This is a genomic window from Streptomyces sp. NPDC041135, assembly GCF_055592085.1.
The window spans coordinates 146,342-165,522 of the sequence record NZ_JBVIYZ010000010.1 but is presented as its reverse complement, the minus strand read 5'-3'; the positions used below and the strand labels follow the sequence as shown (position 1 = coordinate 165,522).

The 19,181-nt window shown below is 70.0% G+C and carries 17 protein-coding genes; 4 read left to right on the top strand and 13 right to left on the bottom strand.

Going from position 1 to position 19,181, the window contains the following annotated elements; genetic code table 11:
• Window positions 1–27: 27 nt before the first annotated feature.
• The 3 genes from ACZ6CZ_RS23470 to ACZ6CZ_RS23460 form a co-directional block, all read right to left on the bottom strand.
• On the bottom strand, window positions 28–1,032 hold the full coding sequence (locus ACZ6CZ_RS23470; RefSeq protein WP_469024398.1) for an FKBP-type peptidyl-prolyl cis-trans isomerase: 1,005 nt from the start codon (window positions 1,030–1,032) through the stop codon (window positions 28–30).
• Window positions 1,033–1,177: 145 nt separating this feature from the next.
• A complete protein-coding gene (pafA, locus tag ACZ6CZ_RS23465) occupies window positions 1,178–2,539 on the bottom strand; it encodes a Pup--protein ligase (protein WP_469024396.1) in 1,362 nt (453 codons plus the stop codon).
• A gap of 9 nt (window positions 2,540–2,548) precedes the next feature.
• On the bottom strand, window positions 2,549–3,808 hold the full coding sequence (locus ACZ6CZ_RS23460; RefSeq protein WP_469024394.1) for an MFS transporter: 1,260 nt from the start codon (window positions 3,806–3,808) through the stop codon (window positions 2,549–2,551).
• Window positions 3,809–3,915: 107 nt separating this feature from the next.
• Here ACZ6CZ_RS23460 and ACZ6CZ_RS23455 point away from each other — a divergent pair, with 107 nt between their 5' ends.
• A complete protein-coding gene (locus ACZ6CZ_RS23455) occupies window positions 3,916–4,932 on the top strand; it encodes a LacI family DNA-binding transcriptional regulator (RefSeq protein ID WP_469024392.1) in 1,017 nt (338 codons plus the stop codon).
• A gap of 79 nt (window positions 4,933–5,011) precedes the next feature.
• Here ACZ6CZ_RS23455 and prcA read toward each other — a convergent pair whose 3' ends face one another.
• From prcA to arc, 6 genes are all read right to left on the bottom strand, one after another.
• Window positions 5,012–5,773, bottom strand: coding sequence for a proteasome subunit alpha (prcA, locus tag ACZ6CZ_RS23450; protein ID WP_469024389.1), 762 nt, complete (start codon window positions 5,771–5,773; stop codon window positions 5,012–5,014).
• 61 nt (window positions 5,774–5,834) lie between these two features.
• Window positions 5,835–6,680, bottom strand: coding sequence for a proteasome subunit beta (gene prcB, locus ACZ6CZ_RS23445; RefSeq protein WP_469024387.1), 846 nt, complete (start codon window positions 6,678–6,680; stop codon window positions 5,835–5,837).
• Window positions 6,632–7,225 (bottom strand): endonuclease VII domain-containing protein, encoded by a 594-nt coding sequence (locus tag ACZ6CZ_RS23440; RefSeq protein WP_469024385.1) that lies wholly within the window; start codon window positions 7,223–7,225, stop codon window positions 6,632–6,634. The genes prcB and ACZ6CZ_RS23440 overlap by 49 nt, the downstream gene beginning before the upstream one ends.
• Before the next feature lie 39 nt (window positions 7,226–7,264).
• Window positions 7,265–7,483, bottom strand: coding sequence for a ubiquitin-like protein Pup (locus ACZ6CZ_RS23435; RefSeq protein WP_469024383.1), 219 nt, complete (start codon window positions 7,481–7,483; stop codon window positions 7,265–7,267).
• 198 nt (window positions 7,484–7,681) lie between these two features.
• Entirely contained in the window at window positions 7,682–9,193 is a 1,512-nt protein-coding gene (dop, locus tag ACZ6CZ_RS23430; protein ID WP_469024380.1) for a depupylase/deamidase Dop, read from the bottom strand.
• 232 nt (window positions 9,194–9,425) lie between these two features.
• Entirely contained in the window at window positions 9,426–11,192 is a 1,767-nt protein-coding gene (arc, locus tag ACZ6CZ_RS23425) for a proteasome ATPase (RefSeq protein ID WP_469024377.1), read from the bottom strand.
• 508 nt (window positions 11,193–11,700) lie between these two features.
• Here arc and ACZ6CZ_RS23420 point away from each other — a divergent pair.
• Window positions 11,701–12,006, top strand: coding sequence for a ferredoxin (locus tag ACZ6CZ_RS23420; RefSeq protein WP_469024375.1), 306 nt, complete (start codon window positions 11,701–11,703; stop codon window positions 12,004–12,006).
• Window positions 12,007–12,025: 19 nt separating this feature from the next.
• Here ACZ6CZ_RS23420 and ACZ6CZ_RS23415 read toward each other — a convergent pair whose 3' ends face one another.
• From ACZ6CZ_RS23415 to ACZ6CZ_RS23405, 3 genes are all read right to left on the bottom strand, one after another.
• Entirely contained in the window at window positions 12,026–12,604 is a 579-nt protein-coding gene (locus tag ACZ6CZ_RS23415; RefSeq protein WP_469024373.1) for a hypothetical protein, read from the bottom strand.
• Between the two features lie 272 nt (window positions 12,605–12,876).
• A complete protein-coding gene (locus ACZ6CZ_RS23410) occupies window positions 12,877–13,776 on the bottom strand; it encodes a tRNA (adenine-N1)-methyltransferase (RefSeq protein ID WP_469024370.1) in 900 nt (299 codons plus the stop codon).
• A gap of 49 nt (window positions 13,777–13,825) precedes the next feature.
• Window positions 13,826–15,241, bottom strand: a complete 1,416-nt coding sequence (locus ACZ6CZ_RS23405) for a site-2 protease family protein (protein ID WP_469024368.1) — start codon at window positions 15,239–15,241, stop codon at window positions 13,826–13,828.
• 176 nt (window positions 15,242–15,417) lie between these two features.
• Between ACZ6CZ_RS23405 and ACZ6CZ_RS23400 the strand changes: the two genes are divergently transcribed.
• Together ACZ6CZ_RS23400 and ACZ6CZ_RS23395 are read left to right on the top strand one after the other, a co-directional pair.
• Window positions 15,418–16,464, top strand: a complete 1,047-nt coding sequence (locus ACZ6CZ_RS23400; protein WP_469024366.1) for a RecB family exonuclease — start codon at window positions 15,418–15,420, stop codon at window positions 16,462–16,464.
• Window positions 16,465–16,532: 68 nt separating this feature from the next.
• The gene (locus tag ACZ6CZ_RS23395) at window positions 16,533–17,204 is read left to right on the top strand and encodes a response regulator (RefSeq protein ID WP_469024363.1); all 672 of its coding nucleotides are present in this window, start codon (window positions 16,533–16,535) and stop codon (window positions 17,202–17,204) included.
• A gap of 94 nt (window positions 17,205–17,298) precedes the next feature.
• On the opposite strand, the gene ACZ6CZ_RS23390 is transcribed toward ACZ6CZ_RS23395, so the two are convergent.
• Complete coding sequence (locus ACZ6CZ_RS23390; protein WP_469024361.1) at window positions 17,299–18,903, bottom strand: ABC transporter substrate-binding protein; 1,605 nt, start codon at window positions 18,901–18,903, stop codon at window positions 17,299–17,301.
• Window positions 18,904–19,181 lie beyond the last annotated feature (278 nt).

Here is a 19,181-nt window from a genome sequence, read left to right as displayed (position 1 = left end):
GCCACGGCGGGCCGCACGCGGGCGCCGCTACATCGCCGCCAGGATGTCCACCGAGAACACCAGCGTGGAGCCCTTCTTGATGACACCGCCGCTCGGCGGGGTGTCGCCGTAACCCAGGTCCGGCGGTACGACGACCAGGACCCGGCTGCCCACCTTCTTGCCCGTGATGCCCTGCGCCAGGCCCTTGACGACGTCCTGCATCTGCTGGACCGCGAACTGGCTCAGCCGCCCCGAGCCGTAGGTCTGCTCGAACGTCTTGCCGCCGTCCCAGACCACGCCCTTGAACTGGCACAGGACGGTCTGGTCGGCCTTCAGCTCGGCGCCGTCGCCCTCCAGCACGTAGGCCGACACAAGCTTCTTCGGCGGGTCCGTCTTCGGCACGTCGATCGAAGGCGCGTTGCCGTCGGTGTTGGTGCCCACCTTCGGCAGCGCCGCGTCGCTCTGCGCGACCTCGGTGCCCTTGGCGGAACTCTTGGAGTTGAAGGAGTCCAGCAGATCCACCACGAACACCAGTGTGTCGGTGCCCCCGATGCCCGCCTGCGCATTGCCCGACGCGCCGTAACCCCAGGTCGGCGGCACCGCCATCTCGATCCGGCTGCCGACCTTCTTGCCCGCCAGGGCGTAGCGCCAGCCGTCGATGATGCTGCTCTTGGCGAGCTGCATCAGCAGCGGCCGGTGGCGGTCGTAGGAGTTGTCGAAGACCTTGGCCGTCGCCCAGATCTGGCCCAGGTAGTTCGCCTGGATGAAGTCGTTCTCCGCGATCGTCCGGCCACTGCCCGCGATCACCGTCTTGACCGCCAGGTTCTTCGACGGCTCCCCCGGCCCCTTGGCCACCGTCGGCTTCTCGTCGAACTTCGTGCCGGCCGTGATCGCCGGCAGCGGCCCGTCCACGATCTTCGGCGGCGGCGCGGACGACGCCGAGGCCGACGGCGACGGGCTGGCCTTGCTGGAGGAGGACGAGTCGTCGCCGCACGCGGCGAGCGTGACCAGTCCCGCGGGAACGGCGGCGAGGAGGAGGGAGCGTCGGCGCACGGGAGAAGCCTCGTAATCGGTCGATCTTGTGGTTGGCGTGCGCGCAACTCTACGACGTGCCACGGGCGCCGTACGGAAAACGTACGGCGCCCGTGTGGCGTTCCGGCATTTCAGCGCCGAGCCGCTTGACTTCCCCGCATTCCGGTCACATTCCGGCGATCAGCTTCTCCACCCGGTCGTCCACCGAACGGAACGGGTCCTTGCACAACACCGTGCGCTGCGCCTGGTCGTTCAGCTTCAGGTGCACCCAGTCGACCGTGAAGTCCCGGCGCTGTTCCTGCGCGCGGCGGATGAAGTCACCGCGCAGCCGGGCACGCGTGGTCTGCGGCGGAACCGACTTGCCCTCGAAGATCTTCAAATCGTTGCAGATCCGGGTGGCTTGCCCCTTCTTCTCCAGCAGGTAGTACAGCCCCCGGCGGCGGTGGATGTCGTGGTAGGCGAGGTCTATCTGAGCGACCCGCGGATGCGACATGGTCATGTTGTGCTTGGCCCGGTACCGCTCGATGAGCTGGTACTTCATCACCCAGTCGATCTCGGTGCCGATGCGGTCGAGTTCCTCGCTCTCGATCGCCTCCAGCGTGCGGCCCCACAGCTCCAGCACCTGCGCGACCGTACCCGTGCGGATGCCGCGGCGGTCGCAGAAGTCCACCGCCTTGTCGAAGTACTCACGCTGCACCTCCAGCGCGGACGCCTCCCGGCCGCTGGCCAGCCGCACCTTGCGCCGACCGGTGATGTCGTGGCTGACCTCACGGATCGCCCGGATCGGGTTCTCCAGGGTCAGGTCCCGCATCACCGTCCCCGCCTCGATCATCCGCAGCACCAGGTCGGTGGCACCCACCTTGAGCAGCATCGTCGTCTCGGACATGTTCGAGTCACCCACGATGACATGCAGCCGCCGGTAGCGCTCGGCGTCCGCGTGCGGCTCGTCGCGGGTGTTGATGATCGGCCGGGACCGGGTCGTCGCCGAGGAGACGCCCTCCCAGATGTGCTCCGCGCGCTGGCTGACGCAGTAGACCGCACCGCGCGGCGTCTGCAGCACCTTGCCCGCGCCGCACAGCAGCTGCCGGGTCACCAGGAACGGGATCAGGATGTCCGCGAGCCGGGAAAACTCCCCGTGCCGCGCCACCAGGTAGTTCTCGTGGCAACCGTAGGAGTTGCCCGCCGAGTCGGTGTTGTTCTTGAAGAGGTAGACGTCGCCCGCGATTCCCTCCTCGTGCAGGCGTCGTTCCGCGTCCACCAGGAGTCCCTCGAGAATGCGCTCGCCGGCCTTGTCGTGGGTGACCAGTTCGGTCACGTTGTCACATTCGGGTGTCGCGTATTCCGGATGTGATCCCACGTCGAGATAGAGCCGGGCGCCGTTTCGCAGAAACACATTGCTGCTGCGGCCCCATGACACGACACGGCGGAAGAGGTACCGCGCCACCTCGTCAGGCGACAGGCGGCGCTGTCCCCTGAACGTGCACGTGACGCCGTACTCGTTCTCCAGCCCGAAAATGCGGCGGTCCATGACTGAACATTACGCCCGATCCCCCGAGCTGAAACGGGGTTCGGCAGCACGATTTGGATCAGTTTCCGATGAAGCCGCAACCACCCCGCCCCCGGCGGGAGCTGCGAGGACCCCGCCGGTGGCCAGCAGGACCAGCAGCGACACGGCCCCCGCCACACCCGGCAGCGCGAATCCCCACGACGCGCCGCCCGCCTCTACCACCGGCCCCGCCAGGCCCGTTCCCACCGACGCGCCCACCGTGAACGTCGTCACCAGCCAGGAGAACGCCTCCGTCACCGTCCCGCCCGGCGCGTGCCGGTCCACGATGACGAAGGCACACGCGATGCACGGCGCCAGGAACACCCCGGAGACTACGCTGAGCAACACCATGGCCACTGCTCCCGGCATCAGCAGCAACGGCAGATAACACACCGCCAGAAGCGCCACCAGCACCCGCAGTCGCCGCTCCGGCGTCCCACCCCACTCCCGCGCCCCGTACACGGTGCCGCCCACCAGCGCCCCGAGCCCCAGCCCCGCCATCAGCCAGCCGTACACCGCGTCACCCCCGTGCGCGTCCGCGTACGGCACCGACGCCACCGTGATCGACCCCAGCGCGATCCCCACGAACAGGAACGCCCCCAGCAGCGCCAGCAGCCCCGGCGAGCGCAACGCCCCCAGCCAGTGCGCCGCACGCGGCGCCGAACGCCACGCGCGCGAGGGCGGCGACACCACCACCGACAGCGCCCCCAGCACCCCCAGCCCGTTCAGCACCAGCAGCGCCACCCGCTCCGACCACAGCGACACGCACACGGTCACCAGCAACGGCCCCACCGTGAACATGACTTCCTGCGCCACCGCGTCCATGGCGTACGCCGTGTGCAACTGCCCCGGACGGCGCAGCACCGACGGCCACAGCGCCCGCAGACCGCCCTCCAGCGGCGGGGTGAACAGCCCGGCGGCCGCCACCGCCGTGTACGCCCACCCCAGCGGACCGGTCCCGCGGAACGCGAACACCGCCATCGCGGCCGCCGACAGCACCGCGGCCGGCAGCTGCACCCGCGGCTGCCCGTACAGATCCACCAGACGGCCCAGCACCGGCTGGCCCACCGCGTTCGCCACCCCGTACACCGCCGCCAGGGCGCCCGCCAGGCTGTACGTGCCGCCCTCCGCACGGACGAACAGCACCAGCGCGATCGCCGCCGTCGCGTTCGGCAACCGCCCCACCAGCGTGCCGGTCAGCAACCGGGCCGCGTGCCTCGCCCTGAGGATCTCCAGGTACCCCGCGGCCATCTCCGGCCCTCCAGCCTGACGTTTTACGTATAACCTCGCCCGACATACGTACCATGTGCGCTGTTCACGCGTCCAGACGACGGACCACACGAAGGAGCACACCCCCGGTGGCACGCAGCAGCACGCGCCCCACGAGCCGCGACGTCGCCCAGGCCGCCGGGGTCTCCCAGGCCGCCGTCTCCCTCGTCCTCGGCGACAAATGGCGCGGCCGCGTCTCCGAGACCACCGCAGCCCGCGTCCGCCAAGCCGCCCACGACCTCGGCTACCGGCCCAACCTCGCCGCCCGCAACCTCCGCCTCGGCCACACCCGCACCGTCCTCCTCGTCGTCCCCGCCCTCACCACCGAATTCTTCGCCGGCGTCTACACCGGCGCCGCACGCGTCGCCGCCCAGCACGGCTTCGGCGTCGTCCTCTACCCCTCCCCCGAAGGCATCGGCCCCGCCCGCGACCCCTTCGCCTCCGCCCAGGCCGCCCTCGACGGCGTCATCGCCTCCTCCATGGCCGCCGACGCCCTCACCGCCATCCGCGGCGACCAGCTCCCCCTCGTCATGCTCGACAGCGACCCCACCGGCAGCCTCGGCGCCGCCACCGTCAACCTCGACATCACCGACGGCGTGCACCAGGTCGCCGACCACCTGCTCACCCTCGGCCACCGGCACTACCTCCACCTCGCCGCCGACGTCCCCTCCTGGACCTTCGACATCCGCGCCCGCGCCCTCGCCGACCGCCTCGCCACCACACCCGGCACCACGCTGCGCACCACCCGCGCCGCCATCACCATCGACGACGCCCGCACCGCCACCGAGATCGCCCTGCGCGAGCCCGGCCCCCGCCCGACCGCCCTCGTCTGCGACGACGACAAACTCGCCGCCGGCGCCTACAAAGCCCTGCGCCGCCTCGGACTCGACATCCCCGGCGACATCTCCGTCACCGGACTCGACGACCTCGCCCTCGCCACCGCCATCGACCCCGAACTCACCACCGTCCGGCTCGACGCCGAACTCTTCGGCGAACACGGCATGCACGCCCTCCTCGCCGTCCTGGACGGCCGCACACCCCCACCGGGCGACATCCCCGTCACCCTCGTCGTCCGCGGCTCCACGGCGCCCCCCAGACCCGCCTGAACGACACCCCCCCACGAACGCCGAGATGCCCCGGCCGTCACCACGACCGGGGCACCCCGACACCATCACGAGCGGACCCTCACTCCTCGCCGGACTCCGCCCCGTCCGCATCCGCCTCCGCGTCCGAAGCGACGTCCTCCTGGCCGCCCTCCAGCAGACGCACCAGCTGCCGGCCCACGATCCGCCGGAACTTGCGCTTCTGCGGACGCGTCCGGTCCAGCACCGCCACCTCCAGCCGCTCCGCCGGAATCTCCCGCTCAGTGCCGTTGGTGTCACGCGACAACGCCTGCACCGCCAGCTTCAGCGCCTCCGCCAGCGTCATCCCGTCACGATGACGCTGATCCAGATACCCGCTGATCTGCTCCGCGTTGCCACCCACCGCCACCGAACCGTGCTCGTCCACGATCGACCCGTCGTGCGGCAACCGGTAGATCTGATCACCCTCCGGCGTCTCACCGACCTCCGCGACGACCAGCTCCACCTCGTACGGCTTCTCCGCCGCACTCGAGAAGATCGTGCCCAGCGTCTGCGCGTAGACGTTGGCCAGACCACGAGCGGTCACATCGTCCCGGTCATAGGTGTAACCCCGCAGATCGGCGTAGCGCACACCACCGATCCGCAGATTCTCGTACTCGTTGTACTTGCCGGCGGCCGCGAAACCGATCCGGTCGTAGATCTCGCTGAACTTGTGCAGCGCACGGGACGGGTTCTCACCGACGAACACGATGCCGTCGGCGTACTGCAGCACGACCAGGCTGCGGCCGCGGGCGATGCCCTTGCGGGCGTACTCCGCCCGGTCGGCCATGGCCTGCTGGGGTGAGACATAGAACGGCGTCGACACCGGTTACCCGTCCCTTTCTGTCATGGTCACTGGATCACCTCGAAAACAACCCCGCCCGCCCTCAGAGCAGAGCGGCCTTCGGACCGTCCGGCTCCTCCAGCCGACGCTGGAGCACCGCACGCGACAACTCCGAGGCCTCGCCCTCGGTGAGCCGGCGGAAACCGTCCTCGGTGATCACCGTGATGATCGGATAGATCCGGCGGGCGACATCGGGACCACCGGTCGCCGAGTCGTCGTCGGCCGCGTCGTACAGGGCCTGCACCACCAGCGTCGTGGCCTGCTCCTCCGACAGCTCCTCACGGAACAGCTTCTTCATCGCACCCCGCGCGAACACCGAACCCGAACCCGTCGCCGCGAAGTGGTGCTCCTCGGAACGGCCGCCCGTCACGTCGTACGAGAAGATCCGCCCCCGGCCCCGGTCCACGTCGAAACCGGCGAACAGGGGCACCACGGCCAGACCCTGCATGGCCATGCCCAGATTGGAACGGATCATCGTCGACAACCGGTTGGCCTTGCCCTCCAGCGACAGCTGCGCACCCTCGACCTTCTCGAAGTGCTCCAGCTCCAGCTGGAAGAGCTTCACCATCTCCACGGCCAGGCCCGCCGTGCCGGCGATGCCGACCGCCGAGTACTCGTCCGCCGGGAACACCTTCTCGATGTCCCGCTGCGCGATGACGTTGCCCATGGTGGCCCGCCGGTCACCGGCCAGCACCACGCCACCGGGGAACGTGACGGCCACGATCGTCGTACCGTGCGGCGCCTCGATCACCCCCTGCGTGGGCGGCAGCTGCCGCTTGCCGGGCAGCAGCTCCGGCTGGTGCTCCGACAGGAAGTCCATGAACGAAGAAGATCCTGGCGTCAGGAAGGCAGCCGGTAGACGCCCGGTGCTACGAGTGTTGGCTTCCACGCGTTTCCTTCCACGTAAGCGGCAGCCCGCCTCATGACCTCGGGCTGATCCTTGAACTGCCCCAGCGCGGCGTTGCAGCTGAAGCACAGTACGCCTCGGACCCTACCCGTCTCGTGGCAGTGATCCACATGTGCGGGCGGAGCCACGAGACAGATGCAGCAGACGCCGCCTTGCGAGGCCATCAGCTCGTTCAACTCCGCCGAGGTGAGGCCGTACCTGCGCTTGCGGTAGCTGACCTTGTTGCGCTCCGCACGGCACTCACGGCAGTAGCTCGCCCAGCCGTCGACCGAGCTCTTGTTCCGTTCCCATGCGGAATGAGGCTTCACCTCGGCGCACTGCGGACATCGCTTGTGTCCCGGTGGGACGGCGACCCGCTCCCGCACCTTCTTGCCCTTGGCCTCCTGGCGCCGCCGGTAGTACTGGGCAGAGCACTCACGGCAGTACGCCTGGAGGCCGTCGGGAACCGACTTGTTGCTCGCGAACGCCGTTCTCGGCAGGTTCTGCTTGCACCGTGAACAGCGCTTCGACTGCGACTCTTCGACCACTGGGCTCTTCCTGATCTCACCTTAGATTCAAAGGCGAAATCATTCCCCACCCTTCTGAACGAAGGACCTCACGAAATCCTCGGCGTTCTCCTCGAGTACGTCGTCGATCTCGTCCAGGACCGAGTCCACGTCGTCGCTCAGTTTTTCGTGGCGCTCCTTGAGGTCCTCGGAGCCCTGTGCTTCCTGCGTCTGCTCCTCGGCCTCTTCCGTGGAGCGTGTGGCCTTCTGCTGGCCGCCGCCGGTGTCCTTGGTCGCCATAACCTCACCCCGCTCAGTTCGCCCGACATGGTCGTCAGGTCGGCATCGCTGCCGATCGGTGATGATCAGACCCTACAAGCCGGGTCCGACATCGGCCCCGCAGTTTGGACAACGTACGGGAGCCACCTCCTTGATTCCCGGGCGGCGGGGTTTCCACCCTGCCCGCCCGGGGGCGGTACGAGTACCCACCGGGCCCGCTCAGCCGCCTGACAGGACCCTGACCAGGTCTTCTGCCGTGCGGCAGCGGTCCAGCAGCTCCTTGACGTGATTTCGCGTTCCGCGTAGCGGTTCCAGGGTTGGGACGCGCTGGAGGGAGTCGCGGCCCGGCAGGTCGAAGATCACGGAGTCCCAGGAGGCCGCGGCGACGTCGTCGGCGTACTGCTCCAGGCAGCGGCCGCGGAAGTAGGCGCGGGTGTCCTCGGGGGGCTTGGTGCGGGCCCGCTCGATCTCGTCGTCGTCCAGCAGCCGCTTGATGCGCCCGCGGGCCACGAGGCGGTTGTAGAGGCCCTTGTCGGGCCGTACGTCGGCGTACTGGAGGTCGACGAGGTGGAGCCGGGCGGCGTCCCAGTCGAGGTCGTCGCGGCGGCGGTAGCCCTCCATGAGTTCGCGTTTGGCGACCCAGTCGAGTTCGCCGGCGAGGCTCATGGGGTCGTTCTCGAGCCGGTTGAGGGTGTCCTCCCAGCGGCTGAGGATGTCCTTGGTCTGGTCGTCGGCGTCGGCGCCGTAGCGCTCCTCGACGTACTTGCGGGACAGCTCGAAGTACTCCATCTGCAGTTGTACGGCGGTGAGGGTGCGGCCGCTGCGGAGGGTGACCAGGCGCTTGAGGGTGGGGTCGTGGGAGACCTGGTGGAGGGTCCGGACGGGCTGGTCGACGGCCAGGTCGACGGCGATGAAGCCGTCCTCGATCATGGCCAGGACCAGGGAGGTGGTGCCGAGCTTGAGGTAGGTGGAGATCTCGGAGAGGTTGGCGTCGCCGATGATCACGTGGAGGCGGCGGTATTTCTCGGCGTCGGCGTGGGGTTCGTCGCGGGTGTTGATGATGGGGCGTTTGAGGGTGGTCTCGAGGCCGACCTCGACCTCGAAGTAGTCGGCGCGCTGGCTGAGCTGGAAGCCGTGTTCGCGGCCGTCCTGGCCGATGCCGACGCGGCCGGCGCCGGCGAAGACCTGGCGGGAGACGAAGAAGGGCGTGAGGTGGCGCACGATGTCCGAGAAGGCGGTTTCGCGCTTCATCAGGTAGTTCTCGTGCGTGCCGTAGGAGGCGCCCTTGTTGTCGGTGTTGTTCTTGTAGAGGTGGATGGGCTGGGCGCCGGGCAGCTGGGCCGCGCGTTCGGCGGCCTCGGCCATGACGCGTTCGCCGGCCTTGTCCCAGAGGACGGCGTCGCGGGGGTTGGTGACCTCGGGTGCGCTGTATTCGGGGTGTGCGTGGTCGACGTAGAGGCGGGCGCCGTTGGTGAGGATGACGTTGGCGAGGCCGATGTCCTCGTCGGTGAGCTGGCTGGTGTCGGCGGTCTCGCGGGCGAGGTCGAAGCCTCGCGCGTCGCGCAGCGGGTTCTCCTCCTCGAAGTCCCAGCGGGCTCGGCGGGCCCGGTGCATCGCCGCGGCGTAGGCGTTGACGATCTGGGACGAGGTGAGCATGGCATTGGCGTTGGGGTGGCCGGGGACGGAGATGCCGTACTCCGTCTCGATGCCCATTACTCGCCGTACGGTCATGCGGCCCTCCTTGCCCGGCGGCGGCCTCGGTCGTGGACGCCGCTCAAGTACCGATGGCGCTCCGGTGCGGGTGCGGTGCCCGTCCCCGCACTGCGCGACTGGGCGGTAGGAAAGAGCCTAGAACGCCTTTGCGCTGGTGGGGAGATCATTTGCGTCATTGCCTGCTCCAGCCGTGCCGGAAAAACAGTCGGCTGCGGGTACCCCGGTGAGGGCACCCGCAGCCGCCCTGTTCTTACAGGTACTGACCGGTGTTCGCCACCGTGTCGATGGAGCGTCCGGTGTCCGCGCCCTGCTTTCCGGTGATGAGGGTGCGGATGTAGACGATCCGCTCGCCCTTCTTTCCGGAGATGCGGGCCCAGTCGTCGGGGTTGGTGGTGTTGGGCAGGTCCTCGTTCTCCTTGAACTCGTCCACGCAGGCCTGGAGGAGGTGGGAGACGCGGAGGCCCTTCTGGGTCTTTTCGAGGAAGTCCTTGATCGCCATTTTCTTGGCGCGGCCCACGATGTTCTCGATCATGGCGCCGGAGTTGAAGTCCTTGAAGTAGAGGACTTCCTTGTCGCCGTTGGCGTAGGTGACTTCCAGGAAGCGGTTCTCCTCGGATTCGGCGTACATGTGCTCGACCGCGGTCTGGATCATGCTCTGGACCGTGGTGGTCCGGTCGCCGCCGTGCTCGCCGAGGTCGTCGGAGTGCAGGGGGAGGCGTTCGGTGAGGTACTTGCCGAAGATGTCCTTGGCGGCCTCGGCGTCGGGTCGCTCGATCTTGATCTTCACGTCGAGGCGGCCGGGGCGCAGGATGGCGGGGTCGATCATGTCCTCGCGGTTGGAGGCGCCGATGACGACCACGTTCTGCAGGCCTTCGACGCCGTCGATCTCGGCGAGCAGCTGCGGGACGATGGTGTTCTCCACGTCGGAGCTGACGCCGGAGCCGCGGGTGCGGAAGAGGGATTCCATCTCGTCGAAGAAGACGATGACGGGGGTTCCCTCGCTGGCTTTCTCACGGGCGCGCTGGAAGACGAGGCGGATCTGCCGCTCGGTCTCGCCGACGTACTTGTTGAGCAGCTCGGGGCCCTTGATGTTGAGGAAGAAGCTCTTGCCGGCGGCCTGGCCGGTCACTTCGGCGACCTTTTTGGCCAGTGAGTTGGCCACGGCCTTGGCGATGAGTGTCTTGCCGCATCCGGGGGGGCCGTAGAGCAGGACGCCCTTGGGCGGGCGCAGCTCGTGCTCCTTGAACAGGTCGGGGTAGAGGTACGGCAGCTCGACCGCGTCGCGGATGGCTTCGATCTGGCCGCCGAGGCCGCCGATCTGTTCGTAGCCGATGTCGGGGACTTCTTCGAGGACGAGTTCCTCGACCTCGCTCTTGGGCACGACCTCGTAGACGTAGCCGGAGCGGGGTTCGAGGAGGAGGGCGTCGCCGGGGCGGATGGTGACGTCCAGCAGCGGCTCGGCGAGCCGTACCACCCGTTCCTCGTCGGTGTGCCCGAGCACCAGGGCGCGCTCGCCGTCCTCGAGGATCTCCTTGAGGGTGACGATGTCGCCGACGCGCTCGTACTCCATGGCCTCGACCACGTTGAGCGCTTCGTTGAGCATGACTTCCTGGCCGCGCCGCAGCTCGTCCAGGTCGACGCCGGGGCTGACGTTCACCCGCAGCTTACGGCCGCCGGTGAAGATGTCTGCGGTGCCGTCCTCGTTGGCCTGCAGGAAGACACCGAAGCCGGCCGGCGGCTGGGCGAGCCGGTCGACTTCCTCCTTGAGGGCCACGATCTGGTCGCGGGCCTCGCGGAGGGTGTTCGCCAGTCGCTCGTTCTGGGCGGACACGCCGGCCAGGTTGGTCTGCAGCTCGACGATCCGCTCTTCGAGAATCCTCGTGTGTCGCGGAGAGTCGGCGAGCTTGCGTCGCAGGACGGCGATCTCCTGCTCAAGGTAGGCAATCTGCCCGGACGGGTCGTCGGACCCTCGTCCCGGGCGGATGCCGCGGTTCATGTCGTCGTCGTGGGCTGCCACGGTCCTCACCTCCTCCAAGGGGAGCTGGACGCTTCCAGACCCTACCTGGGTGGGTGTCGATTGAAACCCCTAGATCACAAAGACTGTCAAGGTGTGTCGTCGGTCACCCGGTGCGCTCTCCCTCACGCCGAGGGGATACCCACTCAACGCGATTCAGAAGCGGCCTGTTCCACGACTGGAGTGGTCAAAACCCGTCGCGTCGGGGCGGAGTTGCCCGGTCGTGGCCGGGAAGCGGCGGGTGGGCCGGGGTGTCGGGGGCGGTTTTCGGGGCAGGAACGGCGGGTGGGGTCATCACGGAGAGCTACGGGGCGGGTGGCGGGCGTCACGGGGAGCGGGGCCGGGGAGGTGGGGGCGGGGTGTCCGGTTGTCGCCCTTGTGTCCGGCGGGGGCGGGGCTTGCCGGTGGCTGCCGGGGGGTGCCGGGGCGGAGGTAGGGTCGGATTGTTCAACGTCCGTCAGGGCTGGCCGGATTCCTTCGGTGCGGCCCGGCGCACCGACCGGCAGGAGAGATGACCGTGCAGCAGGAGGCCCTGGGCGACGGCGAGGCGCTGGAGGTCTGGATCGACCAGGACCTGTGTACGGGCGACGGGATCTGTGCCCAGTACGCCCCGGAGGTGTTCGAACTGGACATCGACGGGCTGGCCTATGTGAAGGGCGCGGGCGAGGAGCTGCTGCAGACGCAGGGGGCGACGACGCCGGTTCCGCTGCCGCTGCTGGCGGACGTGGTGGATTCGGCGAAGGAATGCCCGGGCGAGTGCATCCATGTGCGCCGGGTTTCGGACAGGGTCGAGGTGTACGGGCCGGACGCCGGGTGAGACCCGGTGCCGGCCGGGTTCACACCCGGTGGGCGCCCGCGGGGGTGGTGCGGACGAACGCGGTGCCGTTCCAGTGCCATCGGGCGTGGGTGGTGACGTCGGGGCAGCAACTGGGTACGTCGGGCGTGGAGTAGCCGAGCAGGGTGGCGGTGACGGCTCCGGCGGCGACGGTGAAGTCGGTGACGGTGTGCCGGTCCTTGGGGTCGACGAGGGTGGCCACGACGCGGGCGGGGCCGCCGGCGGTGCGGGTGAGGACGTAGACGCCGTCGGGCGGGGTGCCCATGGGGGCGTCGCAGTGCACGACGGCGACTGTTTCCGGCCTGCCGTCGCCGTCGAGGTCTCCGGTGGCCTTCTTGACCACGAGTGCCTTGACGGGTCCGCAGGCGAGGGGGAAGCGCACGCCGGTGGTGGCGGGGGGTGCCGCGGCGGCGGGGGCGGTGCTCGCCGCCGGGCCGGCGGCGGGCTGGGCGGCCTTGGCGTGGTCGGGCTGGAGCACGGAGGAGAGGGCCACCAGTGCGGTGACGGCGGTGGCGGTGGCGACCCAGTGGATGGGGCGGGTGTGGGTGTGGGCCAGCTCCGGGACAACGGATTGCTGCACTAGGAGTGTCTCCTGCGAGGGCTGTACCGGCGGGGGTGGCCAGAATGGTGCCACACGTCACAGTGTGGGGGAACGGCGGGGTGGCGGGCTGGTGCGGGGCGGGGGCCGCGCGCGGGGGTGCGGGTCCGGGCGCGGGGTGCGCTGTGGGGTCAACGCGCGGACGCCGTGGTGGAGTTCCGGTGTGGTCCGGGAACTTCACCACGGCGTCGGTGCGTTGCGGCGTCAAGGGTGACGGTGGCCGTGCGGCCGGGCCGGGCGGTGGCGCCGGCCGGTCAGCGGCCGCCGCCGTCGGCGTTGGGGCCGGCGTAGTCCTCGCCGTAGGCGCCCTTGGCGGGGCGGCGGCGGCGCATGGGCGGCTCGACGCCGTCGGCGAGGCGGCGGGCGGTGAGGAGGAAGCCGGTGTGGCCGATCATCCGGTGATCGGGGCGGACGGCGAGGCCCTCGATGTGCCAGTTGCGGATCATCGACTCCCAGGCGCTCGGCTCGTTGAAGCAGCCGATCTCGCGGATGGACTCCACGGTGCGGGCGAGCTGGGTGGTGGTCGCCACGTAGCAGCACAGGATGCCGCCGGGGACGAGGGCCTTGGAGACGGCCTCCAGGCACTCCCAGGGGGCGAGCATGTCGAGGATCACGCGGTCGACGTCCGGGTCGGACAGGTTGTCCTGGAGGTCGCCGACGGTGAGCTGCCAGGCGGGGTGGGGGCCGCCGAAGTAGCGTTCCACGTTCTGCCGGGCGATGTCGGCGAAGTCCTCGCGGCGCTCGTAGGAGTGCAGCATGCCCTGGTCGCCGATGGCGCGCAGCAGGAAGCTGCTGAGCGATCCGGAGCCGACGCCGGCTTCGACGACGCGGGCGCCGGGGAAGATGTCGGCGAAGGCGAGGATCTGTCCCGCGTCCTTGGGGTAGACGACGGCCGCCCCGCGGGGCATGGACAGGACGTAGTCGGGGAGCAGGGGGCGCAGCGCGAGGTAGGCGACGTTTCCGGTGGTGCGGACAACGCTGCCCTCGGGAGCGCCGATCAGTTCGTCGTGCGGGAAGGAACCCTTGTGGGTGTGGAAGTTCTTCCCGGCTTCGAGCGTGAACGTGTAGTGGCGGCCCTTGGGGTCGGTCAGCTGTACCTGGTCCCCGACCTTGAAGGGCCCGCGACGGCGGGCGGCACCGGTCGGTTCGGACATGTGACCAGCCTACCGGCGTTTGCGGGGGGTGCCGACCACGGGTGCGGGGTCAGGGGGCGGGGCGGGCCATGGCCTTGACGAAGGCGCGCTCGACGTCGGCGGCGGACAGGACGCCGTAGATCTCGCCGGTGTCCTCGACGACCAGGTACTCGGTGGCGGGGGTGGCGCGCAGGACGTCGAGGAGTTCTTCGCCGGCCAGCTCGGCGGAGACGCGCATGCCGTCGGTGAGGTCCTGGGCGAGGCCGCTGACGGCGACCCAGGGGCGGCGGTGTTCGGGTACGCCGACGATGGCGGCCTCGCGGACCAGGGAGAGGGGGTTGCCGTCGGCGTCGACGACGACGAGGGCGCGGGCGCCGGCGGCGTTGGCGCGGCGCAGTGCCTCGGACAGGGGGGTGTCGGTCTCGACGGGGACGGCTCGCCGGGTGAGGGTGCGGGCGCGCAGCTCGGGGAGGTGTTCGCGCAGCCGGGCCATGCGCAGGCTGTTGCCGGCGCCGGTCCAGATGATGGCGGCGAGGATGGCGGCGAGCAGGGCGTCGGTGACGGTGTCCATGCCGCTGATGTGCTGGTTGTCGCCGCCGAGGGCGCCGGACTGGTTGAGCAGGGGCAGTCCGACGAGGACGCTGAGGGCGAGGGCGCGGCCGACCCAGGCGGCGGCGACGGTGCCGCTCATGGGGCGGCCGGTGAGCTTCCAGACGACGGCGCGGAGCATGCGGCCGCCGTCCAGGGGGAGGCCGGGCAGCAGGTTGAAGGCGGCGACGAGGAGGTTGGAGACCATCAGGCCGGCCAGCAGGACGCCGGGGACGGTGCCGGCCTCGACGGGTTTCATGGCGAGGTAGAACAACCCGGCCAGGACGAGGGAGAACAGCGGGCCGACGAAGGCCAGGACGAATTCGCGGCCCGGGGTCTCGGCCTCCTTCTCGATCTCGGAGACGCCGCCGAAGAACTGGAGCTGGATGCGGCGGACGGGGAGCTTGAAGCGGAGGGCGGCGACGGTGTGGGCGAGTTCGTGGACGAGGACGGAGGCGTAGAAGGCGACGGCGAAGAAGAGGGACACGAGGTAGCGGGCGGCGCCGAGTTCGGGCAGGACGCGGTCGAGCTGGCCGCCGAAGACCCAGGTGATCAGGGCGGCGACGAGGAACCAGCTGGGCGCCACGTACACGGGTACGCCGAAGGGGCGGCCCATGAGCAGGCCGCCGCCGGGGCCCTTGGGGCGGCGCGGGGGGCGGCCCGGGGCGGGGGCGGCGGCGGTGTGGGGGTCCGGCCGGGCGGGGGTGTCCTGTGGGGGGCCGTCGTCGGTGGCGGGGCGGTCGCCGGCGGCGGGGGTGGCCGGGCTGTCATCGGGTGCGGGGGTGTCGTGGGGGTGCGGCCCGGGGTGGTCGGTGGCCGGGGCCGTAGGACTCGCGGGGTGCTCGGCCGGCTCGTCGTTGCCGGATCGCGGCTGCCCGCTCCCGCCGCTCACGTCCACGGTGTCCCCTCGCTCGAAGCGTCTTCCGCACCTGCCGGGCGGAAGGGTCTGGGGTCGATGGTATGCGTCCGGGGCGGCGCGTTCCGCCCCGGCACCCTGTGTCCGCCCCGTCGCCGGGTGCCCGGCGCCGTGCGCGGTTGGGTCACTGTCAGTGGTGGGCCGTATGGTCTGTGGTCATGGACAGCAGTGACGAGGACGCCCGCGCGGCCGTGGCCGGACCGGACGCGGAGGCGAGCGCCGAGGCGGTCGCCACGACCGTGACCGAGGCGGTGGCCGTGCCGGTCGCGGCCGGGACGGTGACGGCCGGGGACGCGGCGGTGGCGGTGGAGCCGGCCGATGCGGCGGTGGCGGCCGCCGCGCGCGTCGCCACGCCCGCCGCGCCCGCCTCGCTGTCTCCCTCGCGGGCCAACGACTTCATGCAGTGCCCGCTGCTGTACCGGTTCCGGGTGATCGACCGGCTGCCGGAGAAGCCGAGCGAGGCGGCGACCCGGGGCACGCTGGTGCACGCGGTGCTCGAGCGGCTGTTCGACGCGCCGGCCGGTGAGCGGACCGTGCCCCGGGCCGCGTCGCTGATCCCGGGGCAGTGGGACCGGCTGCGGGAGAGCCGGCCGGAGGTGGTGGAGCTGTTCGCCGACGACCCCGGTGGTGAGCGGCTGGCCCGCTGGCTGGGCGAGGCGGAGCGGCTGGTGGAGCGCTGGTTCACGCTGGAGGACCCGACGCGGCTGGAGCCGGCCGAGCGGGAGCTGTTCGTGGAGACCGAGCTGGAGTCGGGGCTGCGGCTGCGCGGGATCATCGACCGGGTGGACGTGGCGCCGACCGGCGAGGTGCGGATCGTCGACTACAAGACGGGCAAGGCGCCGCGGCCGGAGTACGCCGAGGGCGCCCTGTTCCAGATGAAGTTCTACGCCCTGGTGGTGTGGCGGCTGAAGAACGTGATCCCGCGCCGTCTGCAGCTGGTGTACCTCGGCAGCGGTGACGTGCTGACCTACGACCCGGTGCCGGCCGATCTGGAGCGGGTCGAGCGCAAGCTGCTCGCGCTGTGGGAGGCGATCCGGGAGGCGACGCTGAGCGGTGACTGGCGGCCGCGTCCGACGAAGCTGTGCGGGTGGTGCGACCATCAGGCGCACTGCCCGGAGTTCGGCGGCACTCCCCCGCCGTACCCGCTGCCGGTGAGGGCGGCCGGGTCCGGCCCGGTGCCGCAGGGCAGAATGGCTGCCGACTAGGGGGTGGCGTCGGTTTCGCCGCGGGGTCGCGATGCCTGGCACGGCACCCCCCGACGAAGGAGACTCATGTGGCCATCCGCGTCCTACTGGTCGACGACCAGCCGCTGCTGCGTACCGGCTTCCGGATGATCCTGGAGGCGGAGCAGGACATCGCTGTCGTGGGTGAGGCCGGCGACGGCCTGCAGGCGCTCGACCAGGTGCGCGCCCTGCAACCGGACGTGGTGCTGATGGACATCCGCATGCCGCGGATGGACGGCGTCGAGGCGACCCGGCAGATCACCGGGCCGGAGCGGGACGGCCCGGCGAAGGTGCTGGTGCTGACGACGTTCGACCTCGACGAGTACGTGGTGGAGGCGTTGCGCGCCGGGGCCAGCGGCTTCCTGCTGAAGGACGCGCCCGCCGACGAACTGGTGCAGGCGATCCGGGTCGTCGCCGGTGGTGAGGCCATGCTGGCGCCGAGCATCACCCGCAGGCTGCTGGACAAGTACGCCACGCATCTGCCGTCCGGGGAGGAGCCGGTCCCGGACACGCTGCACACGCTCACCGACCGTGAGGTGGAGGTGCTGAAGCTGGTGGCGCGAGGGCTGTCCAACGCGGAGATCGCCGCCGACCTGTTCGTCAGCGAGACCACCGTCAAGACGCATGTCGGTCACGTGCTGACCAAGCTGGGCCTGCGGGACCGGGTGCAGGCGGCGGTGTACGCGTACGAGAGCGGGCTGGTGCGTCCCGGCGCGCAGTGAGCGGACCCCGCTCGGGCCGGCCCGAGCGGGGTGCAGACCGATGGCCGGCCCCGCCTGGATGGGCGGGACCGGCCATGGGGTGCGACGGGCGGGGTCAGCCGCTGACTCCGCGGCCCAGCTCCCACAGCTGCAGCGTGGAGGAGGAGTTGAGGGCGTAGGAGACGCCGGTGATGTCGTCCTGGGCGGCGACGTACTGCTTGCCCTGCCACAGCGGCAGCACGGGCACGTCCTCGGCGACGATGTCCTGGATCTCCGTCAGGCTGCTGGAGGCGGTGAGCCGGTCGGCCTCGCGGCGGGACTGCGGGATCAGCGTGCGCTGGATGGTGCTGTTGGCGTAGGGCGAGCCGAGGAAGTTGTCCTTGTCGAGGAAGGGCGCGAGGAAGTTGTCGGCGTCGGCGAAGTCGGGGAACCAGCCCATGCCGTAGACGTCGTACTGGCCCTTCTGCTCGGCGGGCCGGAACTGGGCCCAGGGCGTGCCCTTGATGCTGACGTCGAACAGGCCGCTGGCGTTGAGCTGCTTCTGCAGGACCTGGAACTCCTGCTTCGTGGCCGCGCCGTAGTGGTCGGTGGTGTAGTGCAGGGTCAGCTTCACCGGGGTGGTGATGCCGGCCTTGGTGAGCAGGCCGCGGGCCTTGGTGGGGCTGGGGTCGCCGTACTTGTTGAAGAACGAGTTGGAGTGGCCGGTGACGGTGGCCGGGACCAGGGAGTACAGCGGTTCGGCCTGCGAGCCGTAGACCTTGGCGACGAGTTCGCCGCGGTTGACGATCTGGGCGATCGCCTGGCGGACGGCCTTGGACTTGACGGTGGTGGCCTCGGTGTTGAAGGCGAGGTAGCGGATCTCCAGGCCGGGCATCTCGACGAGGTCGACGTTGCCGTCGGAGCCGGCGTCGAGCTTGGCGATCTGGGCCGGGGTCATGGTCCGGGTCATGACGTCGATGTCACCCTTGTCGACGGCGGTGCCCATGGCGGCCGCGTCGTCGAAGGAGCGCATCACGACCTGGTCGTTGTTCACCGTCACGCTGCCCTTGTAACCGGGGTTCTTGGTGAAGGTGGCGCTGACGATCTCGTCGTCGCGGACGTCGGCCTTGAAGGTGTAGGGGCCGGAGCCGTCGACCTCGAAGCCGTCGCGCAGCTTGTCCTTGGCGTAGTCGGCGGGGTTGACGATGCCCGCGACCGGGGTGGACAGCTTGAACGGGAAGGTGGCGTCGGCGGTCTTGAGGTGGAAGACGACCTCGCGGTCGCCCTGCGTCTCGATGGTGTCGATGGTGGACAGCAGGGCGAAGACACCGCTGTCGGCCTTGATGCGCAGGGCGCGTTCGATGGAGTACTTGACGTCCTGGGCGGTGACGGCGTCGCCGTTCGCGAACTTCAGGCCGTCGCGGAGCTTGCAGACGTAGCGTTCGTTGCCGCTGTCGGTGAAGGCGCAGCTCTCGGCGGCCTCGGGTACGGGGTCACCCTCGCCCTTGGGCTGGGTCATCAGGGTCTGCACGGTCTGGCGCAGGATGTTCCAGGTGCCGACGTCGTAGGCGTAGGCCGGGTCGAGGGGGGCCGGGGCGTCGTGGGTGGCGGTGAACCGGTCGGTGGTTCCCACGACGATGGCGTCGCCGCTCTGGCTCCCGCTGTCGGATGTGCCGCACGCGGCGAGAACCGGCGTGAGCAGGCCGGCTACCGCCGGCAGCACGAGAGTCTTGCGGTTCATGCGGGAGTTTCTCCAGAGCTGTTCGGTTCCGTGTACCCGGCATACAGGGGTGGCGCGGCCGGTCACGGGGTTTACGACGATGTTCTCGCGACGAGATTAGTCCGCGCTCCGAGGAGGCTTCGCAGCCGCGTGAGTTGAGTTCCCCTCACACAGTGAAACCGGTTGCGGACGCACCGAAAACCCGACAGCGGCAGGATTAGTGCAGCGTTTGCGATAACGGGACACAAGGGCGCACCGGCCGCCCGCTCAGGAGCCTGACCAGCACAATTCACCGATGT